This is a genomic window from Pseudomonas sp. GW821-FHT03A09 (assembly GCF_059421065.1).
This window is the reverse complement of the sequence record NZ_JBWKUX010000009.1, coordinates 39,797-60,137: the sequence shown is the minus strand read 5'-3', so window position 1 is coordinate 60,137 and position 20,341 is coordinate 39,797. Positions and strand designations below refer to the sequence as shown.

Sequence of the window (20,341 nt, the reverse complement as noted above, 5' to 3'; positions counted from 1 at the left end):
TTTGACCACTGGTCAGCTAGCCTCAAGAAGTGTCTGGAACAGCCGATCCAGCGCATAAGCACCCTGTGGAGCAGCGGTGCCTTTGATGACAGGGAAGTTGCGGCGTGCATGCACCACTTCCCTTGTATCGAGGCGTTACCCCGATGAATGTTTTGCGAACCTCCTTGAGAGCACAAATCTTGTCGCTGCTCGGTGGCAGCTTGCTGGCGATGCTGTTGATCGCCTTGGCCTGTTTCAACTTCCTCTCCAATGGGGTGCAGAGTTATCGCAGCTTGATCGACGGGCCCTTGCTCACTTCACAGCTGATCGACGAAGCCAACCTGCAATTTAAGGTGCAAGTGCAGGAATGGAAAAACGTGCTGCTGCGCGGCAAGCAACCCCAGGACATGACCAAGTATTGGGGCCAGTTCCAAGACCGCCAGCGTGATGTGCAAAACATCCTGACACGGCTGGTCACCCAGACCCACGACGACGCAGCGTTGAGCAAACGCATCGAGGCCCTGCGCCAGGAACATCAGCAGTTGGGCTTGGCTTACGAAAAAGGACGTGATGCCTACTTGGCCGCTGGCGCCGACCCAACTGCGGGCGACACGGCGGTCAAAGGTGTGGACCGCGACACCAGCGAGCAAATGAGCGCTCTGGTCAGCGACCTGCGTGATCAAGGCCAGAAACAATCCTTGAGCATCAGCGCCCATGCCGAGCGCACGGTGATGCTGGGCCTGGCGATCATGCTGCTGTCCGGCGTGCTCATTGGTGTGTTCAGTTTGTTTTTGATCAACCGCAACTTGATCCTGCCGATTCGTGGCTTGATCGACTACGTCACCCAACTGAGCCACGGGCGTTTTGCCGAACGTGTGGCCAGCCGTCGTCAGGATGAATTGGGCCACTTGGCCGCCGCCGCCAATACCTTGCGCGACTTCCTGGCCGAAACCTTCAGCCGGTTGCAGCGCAGTGCCACCGACCTGGTCAGCGCCAGTGGCGAGTTGAATTCGATTGCCGGTCAGATGGCGACGGGCACCCACGAACAATTCAGCCGCACCGACCAGGTAGCGACGGCCATGACCGAGATGTCCGCCACTGCCCAGGAGGTTGCGCGCCACGCCGCCAGCGCTTCGCGGGCCGCCGATGAGGCGGATCATTCGGCCCGCGAAGGCGGTGAAGTGATGCAAGTGACCATTGCCACCATCGGCCAGATGCGCACGGAAATCCTCAATACCGGCACCATCATCCGTCGCCTGGAAACCGACAGCGCGCGGATCGGCAAGGTTTTGGAAGTGATCCGCGGGATTGCCGAGCAAACCAACCTGCTGGCGCTCAACGCGGCCATTGAAGCGGCGCGGGCGGGCGAGGCCGGGCGTGGCTTTGCGGTGGTGGCCGATGAAGTGCGCAGCCTGGCGCAACGTACGGCATCGTCGATCATCGAGATCAACCAGATTATCGAGGCGGTGCAAACCGGCGCGGTGGATGCGGCTGAGGCGATTGTCAGCGGCCAATCCTGCAGCGATGACAGCGTGGCAAAAGTCACCCAGGCCGGGGCGATGCTCAGTCATATCACCCAGGCTGTGGAAGCGATCCGCGACATGAACCGTCAGATCGCCACTGCGGCGGAGGAACAAACATCGGTGGCCGAAGATATTTCGCGCAACATCACCCAGATCACCACCGTGGCCACGGCGAACATGGACAATGTGCAGCGCACTGAAGCGGCGAGCCAGAATCTGCGCAGCTTGTCCGGTGAGCTGAACGAAGTGACGGCGCGATTGGGCGCGTGATCAGGGCAGGGGCAAGCTGAAGCTGAACTGGGTGCCGTATTGTGCGTGGGTGGTCACGTGTAACTCTGCGCCATGGGCATCGGCAATCTGCTTGACGATATACAACCCCAGGCCCAGGCCGGCCTGGGGCGTACCGGAAACCGGGCGTGAAAAGGGCTGGAACAGACGCGGCAAGGCCTGCTCGCTGATCTGCCCGGCATTTTTCACCGTCAGGAACAAGTGATCACGCTCAATCTGTGCCGTGACATACACCGGGCTGTTCTGGTTGCCGTGATGGACCGCGTTGGCGACCAAGTTGGAGAGCAATTGCATCAGGCGCTCGCGGTCGCCATACACGCCGCTCAGGTCGCCGATATCGGCGTGGATCAACCGTTGCGGATGTACGCTTTGCATTTCGGCCACCACCTGCTGCAAAGCTTCCTGCAAATCCACGCAGTCGTTGAGGTGTAGAGCAATGCCACTGCCCATGCGGCCACGGGCGAAGTCGAGTACGTCCTCGACCAGTTGTGACGCGCGTTGCCCGCTGGCGAGGATATGGCGTACCAGCGGGTCGGTCGCGGGGTTGGAATGTTTGCGCAGTAGCCGCTCGGCACCGAAGTTGACGGCAAACAGCGGGTTGCGCAGGTCATGCCCCAGCACCGCGATGAACTGCTCGCGCAGCTCGGCGGTACCGCGTTCTTCCTGCAACTCGACTTCGGTCTGTTGCTGGTTTTCTTCGGCTTCGATTTGCAGCGAGAGCAGCCGGGCAAACGATTCCATGGTTGCTTGGATGGTGCTGCCGCGCAGGGGCGCGGGGTTGGGGTCGAGCGCGCAGATCGTGCCGAAGAAACTCCCATCGGTACGGAACACCGGCACGGAAATGTAGCTTTCAAACACGTAGAGGCGTGGAGTGGGATGGGTGCGGTAGATCGGGTCTTCACTGGCCTTGTCGATCACCACGGATTCATGCGAACTGTGAATTTCGTAGCAAATCGTGGTGGTCAGGTCCAACTCGCCACCCACCCCGACGCCGTAGTCCAGTTGGTCGAGCACGGCGCAGGCAGTCCAGTTGTCATTGGTCACCCGGGCGACGGCAGCGAAGCGCAGGCCGGTCATGTCGCTGATGACTTTGAGCATCGCGGGTACGACACTGATGCGGCCAATGGTGGCGATGTCGGCGGCTCTTTGCCCCATGCGACAGTCTCGAACAGGCGGCTACTGGGCGTTTTGCCCTGGCCAATAAATGAGATTCTAGCGACCTTGCGCGCGGTCGGTGTAATTTCATTCGAGGACTGGACGCTGACGCTCCCCCAGGCATCCGAACGCCCATAAAAAAACCGCGCTACCCGAAGGTGACGCGGTTTTTCATGAGTCCGACTCAGGTGTCTTGCTTGTCTTCCAGGACGTTACCGGTCTTGGCGTCGAGCTTGACGTCAAACTTCTTGCCGGTGGTATCGGTCACGTCGACTTCGTACACCAGCACGCCGTTCTTGTGATCCAGCTCGGTGTCGGTGATGGTCGCGCCAGGGTGTTTGGCCAGGGCGGCAGCGTTGAGTTTCTCGAATGCCATCACTTCGCCGGACTTGAGCAGGCTCGGAATCTGGTCCGGGCGCACGTCGGCTTGAGCCAGGCCGGCAGTCAGGGTCAGGGCGGTGGCGGCGAACAGAGCGTTCAGGGTCTTCATGGTCGATGTCCTTCTGGGTTGAGCTGTTTAAGTGGCGCCAGATTAACCGGCGCAACTTAACTCACCCTTAATGGCAGATTGACTCAGTAGCCGTGGTCCGTCAGCAATTGCTGCACGTTCGACGACGGGAAGCGATTGTAGAACTTCAACAGCTCAGCGGCGCGATTGGTGAAGATACCGTCGACGCCAGCGTCCATGACTTTCTTGAAGTCCACCGGTTCATCCACTGTGTAGACGTGCACCAGCAGGCCCTTGTCGTGGGTCAGCTTGTTCATCTCAGGCTTGACCAGGTCCGTGTAGCTCTGGTCGCCGTGGTTGGTCAGCTCAGCCGACGGGCCGGTGCCGATGGCGCCGAGGCTCTTGGCTTCGTCGACCCATTTTTCGAATTCGGCAGCGTCTTTCGGCTCTTGCTTGGCGTAGTAAGCGGCCTTGGTCGGTTCGCCAGACTCAGCGAACGTCTGTGTGGATTTTGGCTCGATACTGCCGGCACCCACCCACAACAACAGGATTTTCGGGGTGTTGGGCATTTCTTTCTGCAACTCTTTCAAGCTGTCTTTTTCAAACGTCTGCAGTACCACGCGGCCTTTGCCCTGGCCGACGCCCGTGTTGCTCTTGCCCAGTTTGGAACCGGCGGAGCTCAGCCAGCCTTTGTCCAGCAGCTTGTTCTTCAGGTCGGCTTCGATACCCGGAAATTGCTTGGGCTCCTTGGTCTCGATGTACAGGCCGGGTTTGTGCTGCGGGTTGCCTTCGGCGATTTTGATGATGTCGTCCAGGCTCTGGATTTTCAGGCCGACGAAACCTGGACGGGCGCGATCCGGGTAGGCGGCGTTGAACCAGCTGCCGGCGTCCAGGGTGCGCAACTCGGCCCAGGTGAATTCGTTGGCCGGGGCATCCTTGCGGTCTGGGAATTTGGTGGCCACGTCGGTGGTGCGTTGCAGGTTGTTGTCGTGCAGGGCGAACAGCACGCCGTCCTTGCTACGCTGCAGGTCCATTTCCAGGTAGTCGGCGCCCAGGTCGCGTGCGACTTTGTAAGCGGCAGCGGTGGACTCAGGGGCGTCATAGGAAGCGCCACGGTGGGCGATGACAGCCGGGTACGGAATGCCTTCGTTTGTTGCCAATTCAGCCGGGCTGATCGGATCGGCAGCCTGTGCCTGGCCAAGGCCCAGCATCAGAGCGAGCAGCAAGGCACTCTTGGAAAACGTGACAGGCATATGCGAAGTCCTTTCGTGGAGGTAACTTTGAGAAGGTGTCCTTTTTAACAATTGATTGCGAAAGGCGCTATCACCAAACCGACATTAACGTGCGCACGAGCTGATTTTTGGGTTTTTTTGTGTGGCGTTGCAGTACTCTTGGCCCAAGCTGCCCCATTAGAGGGCAGCAGTTTGTGCCACGCGTGTAAACCATCTTTCCAGTCCCAATGGGACTTTTCAGTGAGGTTTACCATGCGCATCACCTCCGAGCTTATCTGCCAGGCCGCCGACCAACTCCACGGTTTTGTCGGCCTGAACCGCAAGACCGGCCAATACATCGTGCGTTTCAGCGAAGATGCCTTCGGCATGGACGTCGCCGATGACGGCATTATCCCCACCGCCGAATTTGTCTGGCTGCCGGCTGCCGACCACACCATGATCTTGTCCCGCGAGCGCATTCAGTTGCTGTTGGACCAGAATATCGATGACCGCCTCAACATCACGGAGCCGCTGCGGGTGTACATGCGGCGGGTGGAGATCCCGCAGATCAGTGCGTTGCGCAGTCTGGTCAGTTAGTTTTCCACTTCCTTCAGCCATGCGAGGATCAAACTGTGTGCGGGCTTGTGTGGGAGCAGACAAGCCAGCTCCCACACTCAATCTGGAAATGCGTAGGCTCGCTCCACCTTGCACACCCGTGTGTGAAACGCCGAGTACCAGGTACTGCGGCCTTGCTCGCGCACGGCGCGATGTTCAGCCTGCTGTTTCCAGGCCAGGATCGCCGCCTCGCTGCTCCAGTAAGACACGGTGATCCCCAGGCCATCTTCCCGTGCCGATTCCACCCCCAGAAACCCCGGTTGCTCGTGTGCCAGTTCCAGCATGCGTGCGGCTGCCTGGGCGTAGCCTTGATCACCCTCGGTACGCAGGGAACTGAAAATCACCGCGTAGTAGGGTGGGGCAGGGGTGTTGGCGATCATCGCGACACTTCCAGGCAAGCCTGGAGCAACGCTTGCGCCAGCGGCGGGATAGTGCCCTTGAGTGCTGCCCGTTCCGGCTGGAACAAGGTGGCGACGAAAAACGGATGGTCCAGCAGTTCCACGGCGCGCAGATCTCCCGCGCTGTCATGGCCGCTGGGAATCAGGTCGCCTTCCAGCAGCGCGTTGGCAAACTCGGGGTTGATGCCATAGCGGCAACGATAACCTTCGTGGATCTCCAGGCTGCCGTAGGCTTCGGCGATGCGAGTGTAGGGTGCCAGGCGCACGGTGTCGGTCGCTTCCACCAAGGCACAGCTCAGGGGGGCGATGACGGCGCGTTGGGCATCAGGTGCCAGTTCACCATGTTCGGCATCTGCCCAGCCCAGTACATTACGGGCATATTCCAGCACGGCGTGTTGAAAGCCGCCGCAGGTGCCGAGGAAAGGGCGCTTTTGCTCGCGGGCAAAGCGAATCGCGCGCAGTGCGCCGTCGGCGTCGCGGTAGGGGCTGGCGGGTACGCACCAGAAGCCGTCGAAGGCGTGCAGGTCTATGTCGGGTGTGATTGAGTCCGTATCGAGCCAGTGCACATGAACGTTCAGGTTCAAGGCTTCGGCCGCCTGTTGCAGTGCTAGCGGAATGGCCTGGTGGGCAATCACGTCGGGGTTGTAATCGCCGATCAAGGCGAGGTGCAGGGTGGAAGTTTTCATCGTGTACGGCCCATGGCTTGTGGTGTCCTGAGGGGCACTATAGATTGGCGTCTACGCAATCAATATTGGCATTTACCCATATGCTCAATGCGTCCGCGCACTATTCAATCGATTATCCCGACCTGTCGCTGATCCTCGCTCTGGTACGCGGCGGCACTCTCGCGCGGGCGGCAGCATTGCTGCGGGTGGATGTGTCCACGGTGTTCCGCGCCGTGCGGCGGTTGGAGGCCGCTTTGGGCCAGACATTGTTCGAGAAAAGCCGCAGCGGTTACTTGCCTACCAGCCTGGCAAGCAACCTCGCACAACAGGCTGAACGTGCCGAACAAGCCCTGGAGGCTGCGCGCATCGGCGTGGAGCAAGGCGGTGAAGTGATCAGTGGCACCGTGCGCCTGACCTGTACCGACTCGGTGTTGCAAGGCTTGTTGTTGCCGGCCCTGGCGCAATTCATGCCCGAATACCCGGCGCTGACCCTGGAGTTGAGCACCTCCAATGATTTCGCCAACCTCAGCCGGCGTGACGCGGATATCGCCCTGCGCCTGACCCGCACACCGCCGGAGCATCTGGTCGGACGCTGCCTGGGCACGGTCGCCTATCAGGTGTGTGCCAGTACCGGTTATGCGCGCCAGCACGAAGGCCGTGAATTGGCCGACCTGGCCTGGATTGCGCCGGATGACTTCCTGCCCGATCACGCCACCGTGGCCTGGCGCCGCGAACAGTTGCCGGGGGTGCGCCCCAGTTATCGTTGCAACAGCATGTTGTCGGTTGCCGAACTGGTGCGCGCCGGGTTGGGGGTTGCGGCGCTGCCGGATTTTCTATTGGAAGATGGCCTGCAACCTATCGGCCCCGTATTGGCGGGACGTGACACGGCGCTGTGGCTGCTGACACGCCCGGATTGCCGGGCGCTGCGTTCAGTGGTGACGTTGTTTGATGAGTTGGGGCGGCATGTACGCTGGCCGCGGCGTTAGGTTTTTCGCACAAACTGCTCATGCATTTCGCACGTCAGGGTTTCGATACGCTCGGTCAGTTGCTTAGTCATTTCCGTCAGCCGAGTGTTTTGTTCCAGCAGTTCCAGCAGCTGTTTGGTGGTCTGCGCGGCCTGGGCCTGGCGTTCGGTGTTGGCAATGGCCAGGGCTTCGCGGTGCTGCGCGTCGGCGTCTGACTGGGCTTTGTCCCGTGCAGCCTGGCGTGTCTGGGCCAGCAGGATCAGTGGTGCTGCATAGGCTGACTGCAGGCTGAAGGCCAGGTTGAGCAGGATGAACGGGTACACGTCGAAGTGGGTGACACCGGTCATGTTCAGCACCACCCACAACACCACGATTGCGGTTTGCGCACCGAGAAAGGTCGGCGTGCCAAAAAAACGCGCAAAGGCTTCGGCCTTGAGGGCGAAGGTGTCGTTGCCGAAGGTGGGTGCCAGGTGGGCGTGGCCTCGGTGGAAGCGCAGGTGATCGACGGGGGCGGCTGCTGGTTCGTCTGGGGTCATGGCGGGCTCGAATCCTTAGCGTGAAGACAGTCAGCACTATAGACCGAGCCCCCGACCGGGCGCATGAAGAACGGGTCAGTTGTGACCGCGCTCATTGGCGAACGCACTCACTGCCTGCACCGCTTCACTGGTGCCCTCGCGAATCTGCAGGATCACCGTACCGGCCTGGTTGGCCAGCTCCACGCCCAGGGCTGCACGGTCGCGGGTGGCGTCCATACTGTCGATGGCTTGGCGGGTTTCTTCCTGAATCATGGCGATCATGCTGGAGATCTCTGCCGTTGAGCCGCTGGTGCGTGCCGCCAGTTGTCGCACTTCATCGGCCACCACGGCGAAACCCCGGCCTTGCTCACCGGCGCGCGCGGCTTCGATGGCGGCGTTGAGGGCCAGCAGGTTGGTCTGGTCGGCGATGCCGCGAATGGTGTTGACGATGGCGGTGATCTGTTGCGAACGCTCGCCGAGCTTGGCGATCAGTTGCGAGGAGGCATCAATGTCCACGGCAATTTCACGCATTCCCGTGGCGGTTTTCTGAATCACCTCGGCACCTTTTTCCGCCATGTCCTGGGTGTTCAGGGACAGGTGATAGGCCTGTGCCGCGCTTTGCGCATCGGCAGCATGTTGTTCTACGCGGGCTGTCACGTCCGAGGCGAACTTGACCACTTTGCACAAGCGTCCGCTGGCGTCATACACCGGGTTGTAGTTGGCTTCCAGCCACAGCGTCTGGCCGTGTTTATCGATGCGTTCGAACAGACCGTTGAACAGTTCGCCCTGGTTCAAACGTTTCCAGAACTCGCTGTATGCCGTGCTGTTGGCCAACTCCGGTTTGCAGAACAGGCGGTGATGCTTGCCCTGGATCTGCGCCAGGCTGTAGCCCATGCGCTGCAGGAAATTCGTATTGGCGGTGATGATGGTGCCGTCGAGGTTGAACTCAATCATCGCCATGGCGCGGTCGATGGCTTCCAGCTTGGCGTTGGCTTCGCTCTCGGCTTGCAGGCGCGGGGTGACGTCCATGGCGTACTTCACCACTTTGATCACGGTGCCAGTTTCATCGCGCACCGGGTTGTAACTGGCCTCCAGCCACACCGGCTGCCCGCTGCCGCTCACCCGCTCAAAGGTGCCGGACTTGAATTGGCCGTTGCGCAGTTGCGTCCACAGCTGATTGTATTCGACGCTGCGGGCGAACGCTGGTGTGCAGAACATCCGATGGGGCTGGCCCAGGACCTGTTCGGCGCGGTAGTCCATGGTTTTGAGGAAGTTATCGTTGACCCGCAGCACGTTGCCTTGCAGGTCGAATTCGATGACTGCCATGGAACGCTCGATGGCGTCCAGCAGGCTGGCTTGCTGGGCATTGGTGTGTTGCAGGGTATTGATGGCTTTTTTATGGGCGTTGAATAGCATGTTGGAGGGCTCGGGCAAGCATGCGTATGAGGTATCCATGTATATGCGCCTGACCCCGTAGGGCACAGAGCCTTACGGTTGACTTGCTCATTGCCAGCTTCCTGGTGCTGACAGAGGGGGTGGAACAACGGTTTCAGAGTCGTCAGCGTGCCAAGAAGTTCGCCCCGGGAGCAGGACCATTATTGGGCAGCCGACCAGTGGCGGCATTATGCTATTGCGACAGTGGGGCGGCAGAAGATTCAGACGAGTAGTTGTAGGACAAATCAGGCGGAATGAGCGATCACGTAATCGCTGACCTTGACCTTGTTGCGTCCGGTGTCCTTGGCCGCGTACAGCGCACGATCCGCAGCGTTGAGCCACATCACGGCATCGCTGAAGACGGGTTGGAAGTCCGCCAGGCCGATGCTCAGGCTCACGCGTAATTCGGGGATCTGCGGGTTGCGATAGTTACTGAAGGTTTCGCGCATTCGCTCCATCACCAGCGCCGCTTCTTGCAGGGGTATTTGCGGAAGGATCACACAGAACTCATCGCCGCCGTAACGTCCGGCCAAGTCGTTTTCCCGCAGGTGCTGGCGCAATAGCTGGCTCAGTTGGCGTAGCACCGCGTCACCGACGATATGCCCGTGGGTGTCGTTGATTTGCTTGAAGTGATCGATATCGATCAGTGCGATGGTGGCTTGGCCTTGTTGCTGCTGGCACTTGTGGAACTTGAGGTTGAGCAGGTCTTTCCACGACCCGTGGTTGAGCAGGCCGGTCAGGCTGTCGATGCGGCTCAGGGCGCTGAGGGTGCGTTTGTGCTCGGACAGTTTGATCGCCAACTGGTAGCAGACCATGCCGATGGCCATCGGGTAGAGGGTCAGCATCGGCAGGCAGGTGTAGACCTGGACGGGGCTGACGTACGGGTTGAACGTGATCCCAAACAACCACCACGCCACGGCGATACCGCCTGCTTGCGCCACCAGCCCGCGCAGGAACAAGCGCTTGCCACCCGCGGCGACGTTGTTCATGGTCATCATCGACAGAATGGTCACGGCCGTCAGTGGCGTGAATTGGGTGGCTGCGGCCCAGAAGCCACCGAGCAGCGAGTCATAGAGCAGGTTGCGTTGTTCGGCCTGATAGGGAAAGGGTGAGCGGGTTGAAAGCAGGTACGCCACATGCGCCCAGGCATAACCGTTGAACAACAGCAAAGCCCAGACCCAGCCGGGCATCGATAAGGGGTACAACCCACCCATTACGCTGATGCAGCCGATACCCAGGCCGATGATCCTTGGCTTGTAGATACGCCTGGCAAATGAAAGCCCTTTGCCTCGTCTGTTTTCCATAGTGTCCTGGTTCAGCTCTTTTTTGCAGGTACGGCAGCAAGCGTCAGCGGGTAGAACCGTTGATCGGATAATGGGTGTGAATATTGTCAGTTATTCGCGTGGGAATAATCAGTGTCCTTCCAGGCCATTTGTGCAAGGGAGCGGGCGAATACGCTAAAAGCGACCTGGAATGTCGTTCCCGCAACAGGTTCAGTGCTGGTGAGGGGCGTGGATTTCGTAACCTGCCAGGAACAAGTCAATGGCAGATTCGATAACACCGGCCTGGTCGGCGGCGTCGAGTATGGGTTGGCCGAGGGTGATCTGCGGCCAGAATGCAAAGGCCTTGAGCAGGCTCTGGATCTGGTGGGCCGCGAAAGCCGGGTCGGTGCAGGACAGACGACCATCGTCCCGGGCAGCGCGCACCCACTGGGTAAAGCCTTCTTCTCGTTCGCTAAGACGGTTGACCATGTCCTGCGCGCGTTCCGGGGAGTGGATGGTGGCGGCAATGGCGACACGGGCCAGGTCGAGGAAGTTGGCGTCCGACATCATCCTCATCTTGGCTTCCAGCAGCCCGCGCAATTGATCGCGCAAAGGGCGGTCGCTGGCGTAGCTCACATCGAGTTGGGCAACGGTGCTGGCCCAGAGTTGGTGGAGGATTTCTGCGAACAACTCTTCCTTGCTGGGGAAATGGTTGTACACCGTGCGCTTGGAAACGCCGGCGGTAGCGGCGATCTTGTCCATGCTGGTGACCTCAAAGCCATTTGCCCGGAATTCGGTGATGGCAGCCGCTACGATGGCTTCGCGTTTGCGGTCGGTGAGGCGCTGAGGGGCAGTCATGGATGGCATTCGGCTCTGAAAGGAAAATTACACTCGGTAGTTTACTTGTTCCGGGTTTTGTTGCAATGTAGAAACTACACTGTGCAGTGTAATTAGTGAGCGGACCCCAGGAGTCACTCTGCAATGGCCACGATTTCAACCCGACTCGACCCAGCGCCAGCGGCGCTCAAGCCTGCCGAGCAGGACCAAGGACACTTCAGCAACGACGCCCCTGTCCAACAGGGTGGGTTTGGCAAGACGTTGCGTATCTTCTGGAACATGCTGTTCAACAAACCGCGCAGCACGCGTCCGGTGGGAGCGATCCCGGTACAGCCGCTGACCCGCGAGCAACTGTTGGCCGCCCCAGACCACAGTGTGTTTCGCCTGGGGCATTCCACCGTACTGCTGAAAATGCGCGGTAAATTCTGGGTGACCGACCCGGTGTTTGCCGAGCGGGCCTCACCGTTCAGTTGGGCCGGCCCCAAGCGTTTCCACCAGCCTCCTATCAGCCTCGAAGAGCTGCCGCCCTTGGAAGCGGTGATTCTTTCCCACAATCACTACGACCATTTGGACCATAAGGCTGTCGTGCAACTGGCTGACAAGACGCGATACTTCCTGGCGCCATTGGGCGTAGGGGACATCCTGATCAAATGGGGCGTAGACGCCAGCAAAGTCCGTCAGCTGGATTGGTGGCAGGGCACCGAGGTGGATGGCATTCGTTTTATTGCCACGCCTGCGCAACACTTTTCCGGGCGTGGCCTGTTCGATGCCAACCAGACGCTGTGGTGCTCCTGGGTCATGATCGACGGTACGCGGCGAATCTTTTTCAGCGGTGACACCGGCTATTTCGAAGGCTTCAAGCGTATCGGCGAGCAGTACGGTCCGTTCGACCTGACGCTGATGGAAACCGGTGCCTACAACGTCGACTGGCCTCATGTGCACATGCAGCCGGAGCAAACCCTGCAAGCGCACATCGATCTCAAGGGCCGCTGGCTGCTACCCATCCACAATGGCACTTTTGATCTGGCATTCCATGCCTGGCATGAACCGTTCGACCGCATCATGGCCCTGGCCTGGGAGCGCAACGTGTCGATCACCACGCCAGCGATGGGGCAGGCGTTCAACTTGAACCAGCCCGAGCGTGGACACGCGTGGTGGTTGGCGGTGGAAACCCAAGGTGCTGAAGAGCCGCTCGTAAGTTGACCTTACAGGCATCGGAAAAAGGAGTTTTCAGGGTGTTTCAGCACTGCGACAGAGGCAGGAAGAGGGTGCGATGATCCCCGGAACATAATTGTCCGGAGGGTGCTCTGATGGAAGGCAAGTGTAGGAAAATTTGGCCGCAGGGGTTGCCTTGTCGGCCGGGTCAGCTGATGCCATCGTCCGCAGAGTCCTGTGCATTGCCCCCGACATCACTCAGCCCTCCCACCGATAGCGCGAGCCCACGCGGTATTGCCTTCGACGTTGATACCCACCCCCACGGACACCCAGGAGGCGGCTTGCTCATTCCTGGGTACAACGCGCCGGGGGTTGCCATCAAGCCCCTGCGTGACCCTTCGTTATCACTGATTGCCTTGAGTGGGGTCGAACCCGAGGGGCCAGTGATGGTCGAGGTGCCCCTGGTGCAGAACAACAGCTCGTTCACTACTGTCCAGTCGTCGCCAGGGTGGCGTGTCGGCTTCGCCAATCGGTATGTCCGTGGTGGCGAGCATGAACCGATTGAACACAGCGCAGCGTTCATGCACGCCCTGAAAATCCTGCGCAGGGCGGGCGTACAACTGGTGCCGGTGGCCGCACAACGCACGGATGACGCCGTTCAATTTTCCTTGCACACCCGTAATGAAATCGACGACCACGCGTTGACCTATCGTCTCGACGCGCTGGTGTCTGACAGCCACGGCACGGCTTTTCATGCCGCTTGCTGGAGTGGTTATCCACGCCTTGAAGAGCCGCTCGAAGGGGGCGGCAGGCTATATTTCTATGGCTCGCGCTGGTCGCGGGATTCGCTGAGGGCATTGGTGCAGAGCTACAGGAATAACGTTGCTTGCCTCGCTGCCGGCGCAGGGAAAACTACCTCTGGCGTTGAATAGTCTTACGCTTTGAACGGGCTGGAGCTTGCTGCTGGGAAGGAGGGGCGGTTTTTAGAATGGCGTACGGATCAACGCTGATTCGTCGTCATTTCTTACCCTTCCCAGGAGGTGTTTCATGTTTGGAATTGGTCATGCTGTGAGTGTGTTTGTTCATTACGCCGCGTCGGTTAAATCAGCACATAGGCCGAGGACAGGTTCGAACGCTGTTCCAGCTGGAATGGAGTACGCCACAGTCCAGCAACTGAGCGAGCAAATGGCCAGGCCAGGGGGCTTCACCTCTGCGGATCTGGTCAGTTACCTGCAGGCGCGCATCCGCACGTTGGACCCTGCGTTGAATTCGGTGATTGAACTCAATCCCAAGGCTCTGGAAGCGGCCCGCGAGCTGGATCGCGAGCGCGCCAGCGGCAAAGTACGGGGGCCGCTGCATGGCATTCCCATTTTGGTCAAGGACATCGTGGAAGTCGAAGGGATGCAAGCCAGTGCAGGGGCATTCGGTCTGGTTGGGGCTCCCGCCAGCAAGAATGCCTCCATCATCCAACGCCTGATCGACCAGGGTGCGGTGGTTCTGGGGACCACCAATCTGACTGAAATGGCCGGCTTTCGTGGCGGTCCCGATGGCTATAGCCGCCGAGGTGGGCAAACACGCAATCCCCATGATCCGAATGCGGAAGTCGGAGGTTCGAGCTCCGGTTCGGCTGCGGCGGTCGCAGCAGGGCTGGCGCCCTTGGCGGTGGGGACAGAGACCAACGGATCAATCATCGTGCCAGCGGCATTCAATGGTGTGGTCGGGCTCAAGCCTAGTGTTGGTTTATTGAATCGCGATGGCATCATCCCCGCCAGCCAGAGGCAAGACACTCCCGGCCCGATGGCCCGCACGGTATTTGATGCCGCGCTGATGCTCAACGCCATGGCAGGCTACGACCCTCAGGCGCCCACCAGTGCAGGGGCTGTGGATTACACCAAATTGCTGGTGCCAGGGGCCTTGAAGGGCAAGCGTATCGGTTACCCCACGAGCTTTTCCAAGGATGGTGAAACCCTGCCGGTCGATAACAGCGAGCAGTTCAACAAGACACTGGAGGTACTGCGCAAGCAAGGCGCGGTTCTGGTTCCGTTCAACATGCGTCTGGCAGACGCTTCACGCTACGACGAATTGCTGCTTTCCGATGTGAAGGAAGAACTGAATGGCTATTTGGGCAATCGTCAGGGATTGCCGGTCAAGTCGGTTAAAGAACTGATCGAGTTCAACGAAAAGCGTGATGGGACGGAAACAGAGCATCAACCGGTCCTCAAGGAAATCGACGCTTCCACCCTCACGGCAGAACAAAGCCAAACGCAATGGGACGAGCTTATCCGGGATTTTCGCGGTACGGTCGATGACCCCATCAAAGAGCATAAGCTGGACGCCATCGTGTCGGACTTCGACACCAACAGTTACTTTGGCGTTGCCGCTGCCGGCTACCCGGGGATCACGGTGCCGTCCGGAATCACCGAGGACGGCCTGCCGACCAGTGCCTACTTCTTCGGCACGGGTGGCTCTGAAGCTCAACTGCTGGCGGTGGCGTATGGCTATGAACAGGGTACCCAGGCCGTCATCAAACCCAAGCTTTCAACGCCTCATGCGCTCGCCAATCCATAGCGTGCAGCGGGTTCGGCAGTTGCTGTGTCGTATTGGCGCACACTCATTCCCCACCCCGGCGCAAACCCCGGGAAAAACACCAGCCCTTCGGCCTCCAGTCGGAAGGCCAGTGCCAGTCGGGTGTCATCACCCGCGTCGCCCTGGTTTTCAAACTGTTGAAGCGCTTGCACTGTCACACCCGCCAGGAGAGCCAGTTTTTCCTGGCTCCAGCCCAGCATGGCACGGGCTTGCACGCTGTGCTGGGTGGTGAATTGGTGCAGTACGATCTGCTGTTCTACGAAAGAGCTCAGTGCCAAAGAGGACATGGGGTTTCTCCAGAATTTGACGGTGAGGGCAAACTATACTGGTTTTTTGTACAGTTGTTTGTGCCGTTCATCGACTGGATACCTATACAGCCCCTATTCCAATCCGGACGCCTCCCTGATGATCAGATGATCCAAGTTCTCTATGTTCGCGCTGAACACCCCGAACGTCTGCTCGGGGTTCTTTTTGCTGGGCACCTGTTTCAGCGCCGGTGTCACCCCGTAGAAAAAGCAATACAACGCTCGCTCGCTGTCCACTGCTGCCTTGATCTGTTCCAGAAACGCCTTGCGCTTGCGGTAGTTCTCGATGAGCTTTTTGCTTAGGTACACATTGACCGAGTAAGGCTTTTTGTCGAGCCATACTTTCTTTTCGAAGTCGATGCGAAAGCTGTTGGTGTAGTCCTTGATCTCTTTGATTTTGCCCCAGTAGATCAGGCCCTTGTTGTCTTGCAGGTATTCGATTCTCTTGAAAAACGTCCAATAGGTCGCCGTGTGCTCGCCGATTTTCAAAGGCATGGACTTGAGTTTGTCCTTGTCGTCGATATTCGATACGTAGCATTCCACTGGGTGGGCGAAAACGCTGGTTTTGTCCGGGGTTGTGTCGCTTGCGCTGTCAGAGGAGCTGGCCCCAGTTGAGGGGGCCTTCGTTGGATCGTGAGGGACACTTCCGTCAATGCCCGCCAGCGGTTTTTTACGTTCGTACTGACGCCGCGTCAGTACAAATTCCGACGGGAAATTCTCCTCCCGCTCATCGTCATTTTCTCCAACCGACGCCTTGTGGGTGCTGGCATAGCGGCAGCCGTCGATATGCCGGGTATTGGTTTTGTTTTTGAAGTGTGGCGTGCGCTGATAGTTGACGTTTTTCGCGTTGAAAGTGCTCAGCGAATTACCCGTATCGAATGCTCGACGGCATTCGTCGTTAGGGCACAGGAAGCTGTCCTTGTCGGAATCGAAGCCGGTGGTCTCGTCGAAATTCAGGTCTCGTACGTCGTAGATCGACAGCTTGTCGTCGAGACTCAGGCTGTAGGCCGTGTCGAATTTCATGGGGCTCGGGTCCGTGAGAAGTTTGGCTATTAATAGCCGGATCTTACGCAAATATCAGCAAGAACCTGCAACTCGCCGCCCGCTCAAGAAGCACAAGCTGCCACCGATGGCTGTCAGTGCGCCGAGGGCGTAGAACATGCTGGTCGGCGCTGCATTGATCAGCAGATACCCACAGATTACCGGGCTCATTGCTCCGCCAAACGCTGCCAGGTTCTGCGCGCCGTAGTAACTGCCGCGTAGCGCATCGGGGGCGATGGTGTCGATAAACAGAAATTCCGACGGGTAGATGATCATCTCGCCCAGGGTGAACACGAACATCGCCAGGCACCAAGTGAGCAGGCTGTCTGCCAGGCTGAAGCCGATCAAGCCGCAGATAAACAGCAAGGTGCCCAGCACAATCCAGTAGCGCAGTTGCTCTCGCTTTAGAAAACGGCCGATCTGGTACTGCATCAGGATCACCGTGATGGCATTGCATGCCAGCACGGCAGACAAAATTTTCAGCGCCTCGGCGGGCTTGTAGGCCACCAGCAAAAACTGCGACAGATAAAGCGTATAACGCCCGTGGACAATGGTGCTCAACAGACTACCGCTGGTGAACAGGATCAGCGTGCGATCGCTGCGCAAAGTGCGCAGCGTAGTGATAAAACTCAGGGGCTTGTTGCTGTCATCCCGTTGGGTCGGCGGGATGCCGATCATCAGGAACAGGCTGCCGAACGCAATGGCACTGGCAATCAGGAACGGTGCCAGCTGCATGTGACCGGCAATTACCACGCCGAGCATCGGGCCGGTGGCGTAGCCAACGTTGGTCAGGGTGTAACGTAGGGAAAACACCTTGGCGCGGTCACCCACCGGCAGGTTTTCGCTGATGATGGCCTTGGAGCCGATCAGGAACAGTGCCGACGCGGCTTCGGTGATCACTAGGGTCAAGGTGGTGAGGTAGAGATTGCTGGCAAACGTCAGCAACAGAAAACCGATGGAGCTGGAGAGCATGGCCAGGATCAACAGCTTGCGCTTTTCCAGACGGTCGATGATGTAACCGCCGTACAGGCCCAGCAACGTGGCGATAAACACGGCGATACCCATCAGCAAGCCGATGTCCTGCTGGTTGAGACCCAAGCGCGTGCTGAGTAGCAAGGCTAGCAAAGGGCTGGTCATGGCGCGGCTGACCACGATGGTCACCGAGCAGATCATCAGGCGGCGGATTACCAGGGAGTAGGTGGCCACGGTAGGGGCAAGTGTCCTTGTTATTTTCTCAAGACAACACACATCAAATGTGAACACGGATCAAATGTGGGAGCTGGCTTGCCTGCGATAGCGGTGGTTCAGGCATTGATTATGCAAGCTGACCTGCCGCCATCGCAGGCAAGCCAGCTCCCACACTTGGATCGACTTACTGGCCGGAGTTGATGGTGATCTTCTCGACAGCACCTTGCTCAAGATCCCACTTCTTCAGGATCTTGCCGTACGTTCCATCATCAATCATGCCTTGCAGCGCTTCACTGATCGCCGCGACCAGCTCAGTGTTGCTCTTCTCAATTCCAAGCCCTGTGAACTGCTTGGAAATCGCCAGGCCCACCGGTTTGTATTTACCCTTATCCAGCGACATCAGGTACGGAATGGTCTCGCTGCCTTGCATCGCCGCATCCAGGCGGTTTTGCTGCAACTGCGCCCGCGCATCCGCCGAGCCTTCGGTGCCAATCACCACGATGGCCGGCTTACCCGCCGCTTCGCAGTGTTCCTTGCTCCATGCGGCAATTTCCGACGGCCAGGTGGTACGGCGGCTGGTGCCGACTTTTTTACCGCACAGATCGGTCAATTCCTTGAGGTCTTCACGTTTGGCCAGGGTGTACAGCTGCGGGCCGCTGGTGAAGTAGTCGATGAAGGTCACTGCTTTCTGGCGTTCGGCAGTGTCGGTCATGCCTGACAGCACGATGTCTACGCGCTTGGTGGTCAGGCCGCTGAGCATCTGTTCGAAGCCGGTTTCCTGCCACTTGATCTTCACGCCCAGGCGTTCGGCCAGGGCGTTGCCCAGGTCGAAATCCAGGCCGGTGAGCTTATTGGTAGCGGTGTCCTTGAAATCCATCGGCGGATAATTCGGCACGATGGCCGCGCTGATCTCACCCTTGTCCTTGATTGCCGCCGGCAATGCCGCGAAAACTGCAGTGGAGGCCATCAGGCCTGCGAGCAACGTTGGGATAAACAATTTTTTCATAGGGGCGTTCTCGTTTGTTTTTTAGTTAAGTGCGAACGGCAGAAATAAAGCTTTGGGTACGCGGGTTTTGTGGGCTTATTAGAATTTCTTCGGGGCTGCCGGCTTCCACAATCTGGCCGGCATCCATAAACACCATGCGGTTTGAGACTTCGCGGGCAAAGCCCAATTCATGGGTGACCACGATCATGGTCATGCCGGTGGTGGCCAAATCACGCATCACCGACAGCACTTCGCCTACCAGCTCCGGGTCGAGGGCTGACGTGGGTTCGTCAAACAGCATCAACTTGGGGCGCATCGCCAACGCTCGGGCAATCGCCACACGCTGTTGTTGTCCGCCGGACAATTCCACCGGGTAGGCATTGCGCTTGTCTGCCAGGCCGACGCGGGCCAGCAGTTCCAGCGCATCTTCGATGGCCTCCTTGGGCGAGCGCTTGAGCACCTGGCACGGTCCTTCGATGATGTTCTGCAATACGGTCATATGCGGGAACAAATTGAAGCGTTGGAACACCATGCCGGTAGCCAGGCGCTGGCGGGCGATCTGCGATTCGTTCATCTCGTGCAGCTTGTTGCCGATCACCCGGTAGCCCACCAGTTCTCCGTCGACCCACAGGCCGCCCTTGTCGATTTTTTCCAGTTGGTTGACGCAACGCAGCAGCGTGCTTTTACCGGAGCCAGACGGGCCGATGATGCACATCACTTCACCTTGTTCGACCTCGATATTGATGTCGCGCAGCGCGTGATACTGGTCGTAGTACTTGTTCAAGTTGACGGCCTTGACGATGCTTCTCATGGGGCAAATCTCCTCAACCCAGGCTTACGAACGCTTGCCGGCGCCGCGGGCAAAACGACGCTCGAGGCGGCTTTGACCAAATGAAAGAACAGTCACCACCGCCAGGTACCAGATACCGGCCACAATCAGCAGCTCCATGACCCGGGCGTTGGCGTAGTAGATGTTTTGTGCGTTGTGCAGCAGCTCCGAGTACTGGATCACGCTGGCCAGGCTGGTCATTTTCACCATGCTGATGAACTCATTGCCTACGGGCGGAATGATCATGCGCATCGCCTGCGGCAGAATCACCCTACGCAGCGCTTGCAGGCTCGGCATGCCGATGGATTTGGCGGCTTCATACTGGCCGGTGTCCACCGACAGCAAGCCGGCGCGCACCACCTCAGCGGTATACGCGCCCTGGTTGATGCTAAGGCCGAGCAGGGCGGCCACGAACGGAGTCATCAGGTCGACGGTGTCGATGCTGAACAGGCCTGGAATCGCGATCACCGGGAAGATCAACGCCAGGTTGAACCACAGTAGCAGTTGTAGGATCAGCGGCGTACCACGGAACAGCCAAGTGTAGGTAATGGCCACATACCGCAGGATCGGATTGGCCGACATGCGCATGATCGCCGTGATCACCCCGATCACCACGCCCAATGCCATGGCCAGGATCGACATGACGATGGTGTTCACCAAGCCCCAGAGAATGGCCTCAGACGTAAGGAACTGACCGATGTAGGACCATTCGATCTGACCATTGGCGAATGCACGCAACAGCGCGGCCAGGGCAATCACTATCAAGGTGGCAAAAAACATTCGCCCGTAATAGCGACGCGGCACATGCTCGTACTGCGTGATATCGAACTGGTTCTCGGACAACTTGCGCTCGGCTTCCAGGCGCTCTGCCGGGGTTTGGTTCATGGTGAATCTCCAAAAAATCGACTACCGCTGTACTCGGTCTACCTGTTGAAACCCGATCAAATGTGGGAGCTG

The 20,341-nt window shown here is 58.9% G+C and carries 20 protein-coding genes and 2 pseudogenes; 6 read left to right on the top strand and 16 right to left on the bottom strand.

The window, feature by feature from the left end; all coding sequences use genetic code 11:
• The first annotated feature begins 143 nt into the window (after window positions 1-143).
• Window positions 144-1,772, top strand: coding sequence for a methyl-accepting chemotaxis protein (locus AC07V4_RS17495; RefSeq protein ID WP_492637813.1), 1,629 nt, complete (start codon window positions 144-146; stop codon window positions 1,770-1,772).
• Here AC07V4_RS17495 and AC07V4_RS17490 read toward each other — a convergent pair whose 3' ends face one another.
• The 3 genes from AC07V4_RS17490 to AC07V4_RS17480 all read right to left on the bottom strand — a co-directional run bounded on the left by AC07V4_RS17490 (window position 1,773) and on the right by AC07V4_RS17480 (window position 4,646).
• Window positions 1,773-2,945 carry a GAF domain-containing sensor histidine kinase gene (locus AC07V4_RS17490; protein WP_492637812.1) on the bottom strand — a complete coding sequence of 391 codons (1,173 nt, stop codon included), beginning with the start codon at window positions 2,943-2,945 and terminating at the stop codon, window positions 1,773-1,775.
• Window positions 2,946-3,129: 184 nt separating this feature from the next.
• Entirely contained in the window at window positions 3,130-3,435 is a 306-nt protein-coding gene (locus AC07V4_RS17485) for a PepSY domain-containing protein (protein WP_492637811.1), read from the bottom strand.
• An 83-nt stretch (window positions 3,436-3,518) separates the two neighbouring features.
• Window positions 3,519-4,646 (bottom strand): glycerophosphodiester phosphodiesterase, encoded by a 1,128-nt coding sequence (locus tag AC07V4_RS17480; RefSeq protein WP_492637810.1) that lies wholly within the window; start codon window positions 4,644-4,646, stop codon window positions 3,519-3,521.
• Window positions 4,647-4,877: 231 nt separating this feature from the next.
• Here AC07V4_RS17480 and AC07V4_RS17475 point away from each other — a divergent pair, with 231 nt between their 5' ends.
• Window positions 4,878-5,201: a DUF2025 family protein gene (locus AC07V4_RS17475; RefSeq protein WP_492637809.1), complete on the top strand. Its 324-nt coding sequence runs from the start codon at window positions 4,878-4,880 to the stop codon at window positions 5,199-5,201.
• Window positions 5,202-5,278: 77 nt separating this feature from the next.
• Here AC07V4_RS17475 and AC07V4_RS17470 read toward each other — a convergent pair whose 3' ends face one another.
• Together AC07V4_RS17470 and AC07V4_RS17465 are read right to left on the bottom strand one after the other, a co-directional pair.
• Window positions 5,279-5,599 (bottom strand): antibiotic biosynthesis monooxygenase family protein, encoded by a 321-nt coding sequence (locus AC07V4_RS17470; protein WP_492637808.1) that lies wholly within the window; start codon window positions 5,597-5,599, stop codon window positions 5,279-5,281.
• On the bottom strand, window positions 5,596-6,303 hold the full coding sequence (locus AC07V4_RS17465; protein WP_492637807.1) for a CTP synthase C-terminal region-related (seleno)protein: 708 nt from the start codon (window positions 6,301-6,303) through the stop codon (window positions 5,596-5,598). The genes AC07V4_RS17470 and AC07V4_RS17465 overlap by 4 nt, the downstream gene beginning before the upstream one ends.
• Before the next feature lie 80 nt (window positions 6,304-6,383).
• On the opposite strand from AC07V4_RS17465, the gene AC07V4_RS17460 reads away from it, so the two are divergent.
• The gene (locus AC07V4_RS17460) at window positions 6,384-7,268 is read left to right on the top strand and encodes a LysR family transcriptional regulator (protein ID WP_492637806.1); all 885 of its coding nucleotides are present in this window, start codon (window positions 6,384-6,386) and stop codon (window positions 7,266-7,268) included.
• Here the strand turns inward: AC07V4_RS17460 and AC07V4_RS17455 are convergent.
• The 5 genes and pseudogenes from AC07V4_RS17455 to AC07V4_RS17435 all read right to left on the bottom strand — a co-directional run bounded on the left by AC07V4_RS17455 (window position 7,265) and on the right by AC07V4_RS17435 (window position 11,316).
• Window positions 7,265-7,783, bottom strand: a complete 519-nt coding sequence (locus tag AC07V4_RS17455; protein ID WP_492637805.1) for a DUF1003 domain-containing protein — start codon at window positions 7,781-7,783, stop codon at window positions 7,265-7,267. The genes AC07V4_RS17460 and AC07V4_RS17455 overlap by 4 nt on opposite strands.
• Before the next feature lie 75 nt (window positions 7,784-7,858).
• A pseudogene (locus tag AC07V4_RS17450) lies at window positions 7,859-8,296 on the bottom strand (methyl-accepting chemotaxis protein); the annotation flags it as partial.
• Between the two features lie 111 nt (window positions 8,297-8,407).
• Window positions 8,408-9,178, bottom strand: a pseudogene (locus AC07V4_RS17445) (PAS domain-containing protein); the annotation flags it as partial.
• 263 nt (window positions 9,179-9,441) lie between these two features.
• Complete coding sequence (locus tag AC07V4_RS17440; RefSeq protein WP_492637804.1) at window positions 9,442-10,500, bottom strand: diguanylate cyclase; 1,059 nt, start codon at window positions 10,498-10,500, stop codon at window positions 9,442-9,444.
• Window positions 10,501-10,689: 189 nt separating this feature from the next.
• Window positions 10,690-11,316 carry a TetR/AcrR family transcriptional regulator gene (locus tag AC07V4_RS17435; RefSeq protein WP_492637803.1) on the bottom strand — a complete coding sequence of 209 codons (627 nt, stop codon included), beginning with the start codon at window positions 11,314-11,316 and terminating at the stop codon, window positions 10,690-10,692.
• A 123-nt stretch (window positions 11,317-11,439) separates the two neighbouring features.
• Between AC07V4_RS17435 and AC07V4_RS17430 the strand changes: the two genes are divergently transcribed.
• The 3 genes from AC07V4_RS17430 (at window position 11,440) to AC07V4_RS17420 (ending at window position 15,018) form a co-directional block, all read left to right on the top strand.
• Complete coding sequence (locus tag AC07V4_RS17430; protein ID WP_492637802.1) at window positions 11,440-12,498, top strand: MBL fold metallo-hydrolase; 1,059 nt, start codon at window positions 11,440-11,442, stop codon at window positions 12,496-12,498.
• Window positions 12,499-12,791: 293 nt separating this feature from the next.
• On the top strand, window positions 12,792-13,382 hold the full coding sequence (locus AC07V4_RS17425) for a hypothetical protein (protein ID WP_492637801.1): 591 nt from the start codon (window positions 12,792-12,794) through the stop codon (window positions 13,380-13,382).
• A gap of 253 nt (window positions 13,383-13,635) precedes the next feature.
• Window positions 13,636-15,018 (top strand): amidase family protein, encoded by a 1,383-nt coding sequence (locus tag AC07V4_RS17420; RefSeq protein ID WP_492637800.1) that lies wholly within the window; start codon window positions 13,636-13,638, stop codon window positions 15,016-15,018.
• Here AC07V4_RS17420 and AC07V4_RS17415 read toward each other — a convergent pair.
• The 6 genes from AC07V4_RS17415 to AC07V4_RS17390 all read right to left on the bottom strand — a co-directional run bounded on the left by AC07V4_RS17415 (window position 14,997) and on the right by AC07V4_RS17390 (window position 20,269).
• Entirely contained in the window at window positions 14,997-15,323 is a 327-nt protein-coding gene (locus AC07V4_RS17415) for a helix-turn-helix transcriptional regulator (protein ID WP_492637799.1), read from the bottom strand. The genes AC07V4_RS17420 and AC07V4_RS17415 overlap by 22 nt on opposite strands.
• A 93-nt stretch (window positions 15,324-15,416) precedes the next feature.
• Window positions 15,417-16,364: a hypothetical protein gene (locus AC07V4_RS17410; RefSeq protein WP_492637798.1), complete on the bottom strand. Its 948-nt coding sequence runs from the start codon at window positions 16,362-16,364 to the stop codon at window positions 15,417-15,419.
• A 54-nt stretch (window positions 16,365-16,418) separates the two neighbouring features.
• Window positions 16,419-17,588, bottom strand: a complete 1,170-nt coding sequence (locus AC07V4_RS17405; protein WP_492637797.1) for an MFS transporter — start codon at window positions 17,586-17,588, stop codon at window positions 16,419-16,421.
• Window positions 17,589-17,754: 166 nt separating this feature from the next.
• The gene (locus AC07V4_RS17400) at window positions 17,755-18,576 is read right to left on the bottom strand and encodes an ABC transporter substrate-binding protein (protein ID WP_492637796.1); all 822 of its coding nucleotides are present in this window, start codon (window positions 18,574-18,576) and stop codon (window positions 17,755-17,757) included.
• A gap of 25 nt (window positions 18,577-18,601) precedes the next feature.
• Window positions 18,602-19,366 (bottom strand): amino acid ABC transporter ATP-binding protein, encoded by a 765-nt coding sequence (locus AC07V4_RS17395; protein ID WP_431749559.1) that lies wholly within the window; start codon window positions 19,364-19,366, stop codon window positions 18,602-18,604.
• A gap of 24 nt (window positions 19,367-19,390) precedes the next feature.
• Window positions 19,391-20,269 (bottom strand): amino acid ABC transporter permease, encoded by an 879-nt coding sequence (locus AC07V4_RS17390; RefSeq protein ID WP_492637795.1) that lies wholly within the window; start codon window positions 20,267-20,269, stop codon window positions 19,391-19,393.
• Window positions 20,270-20,341: the final 72 nt, after the last annotated feature.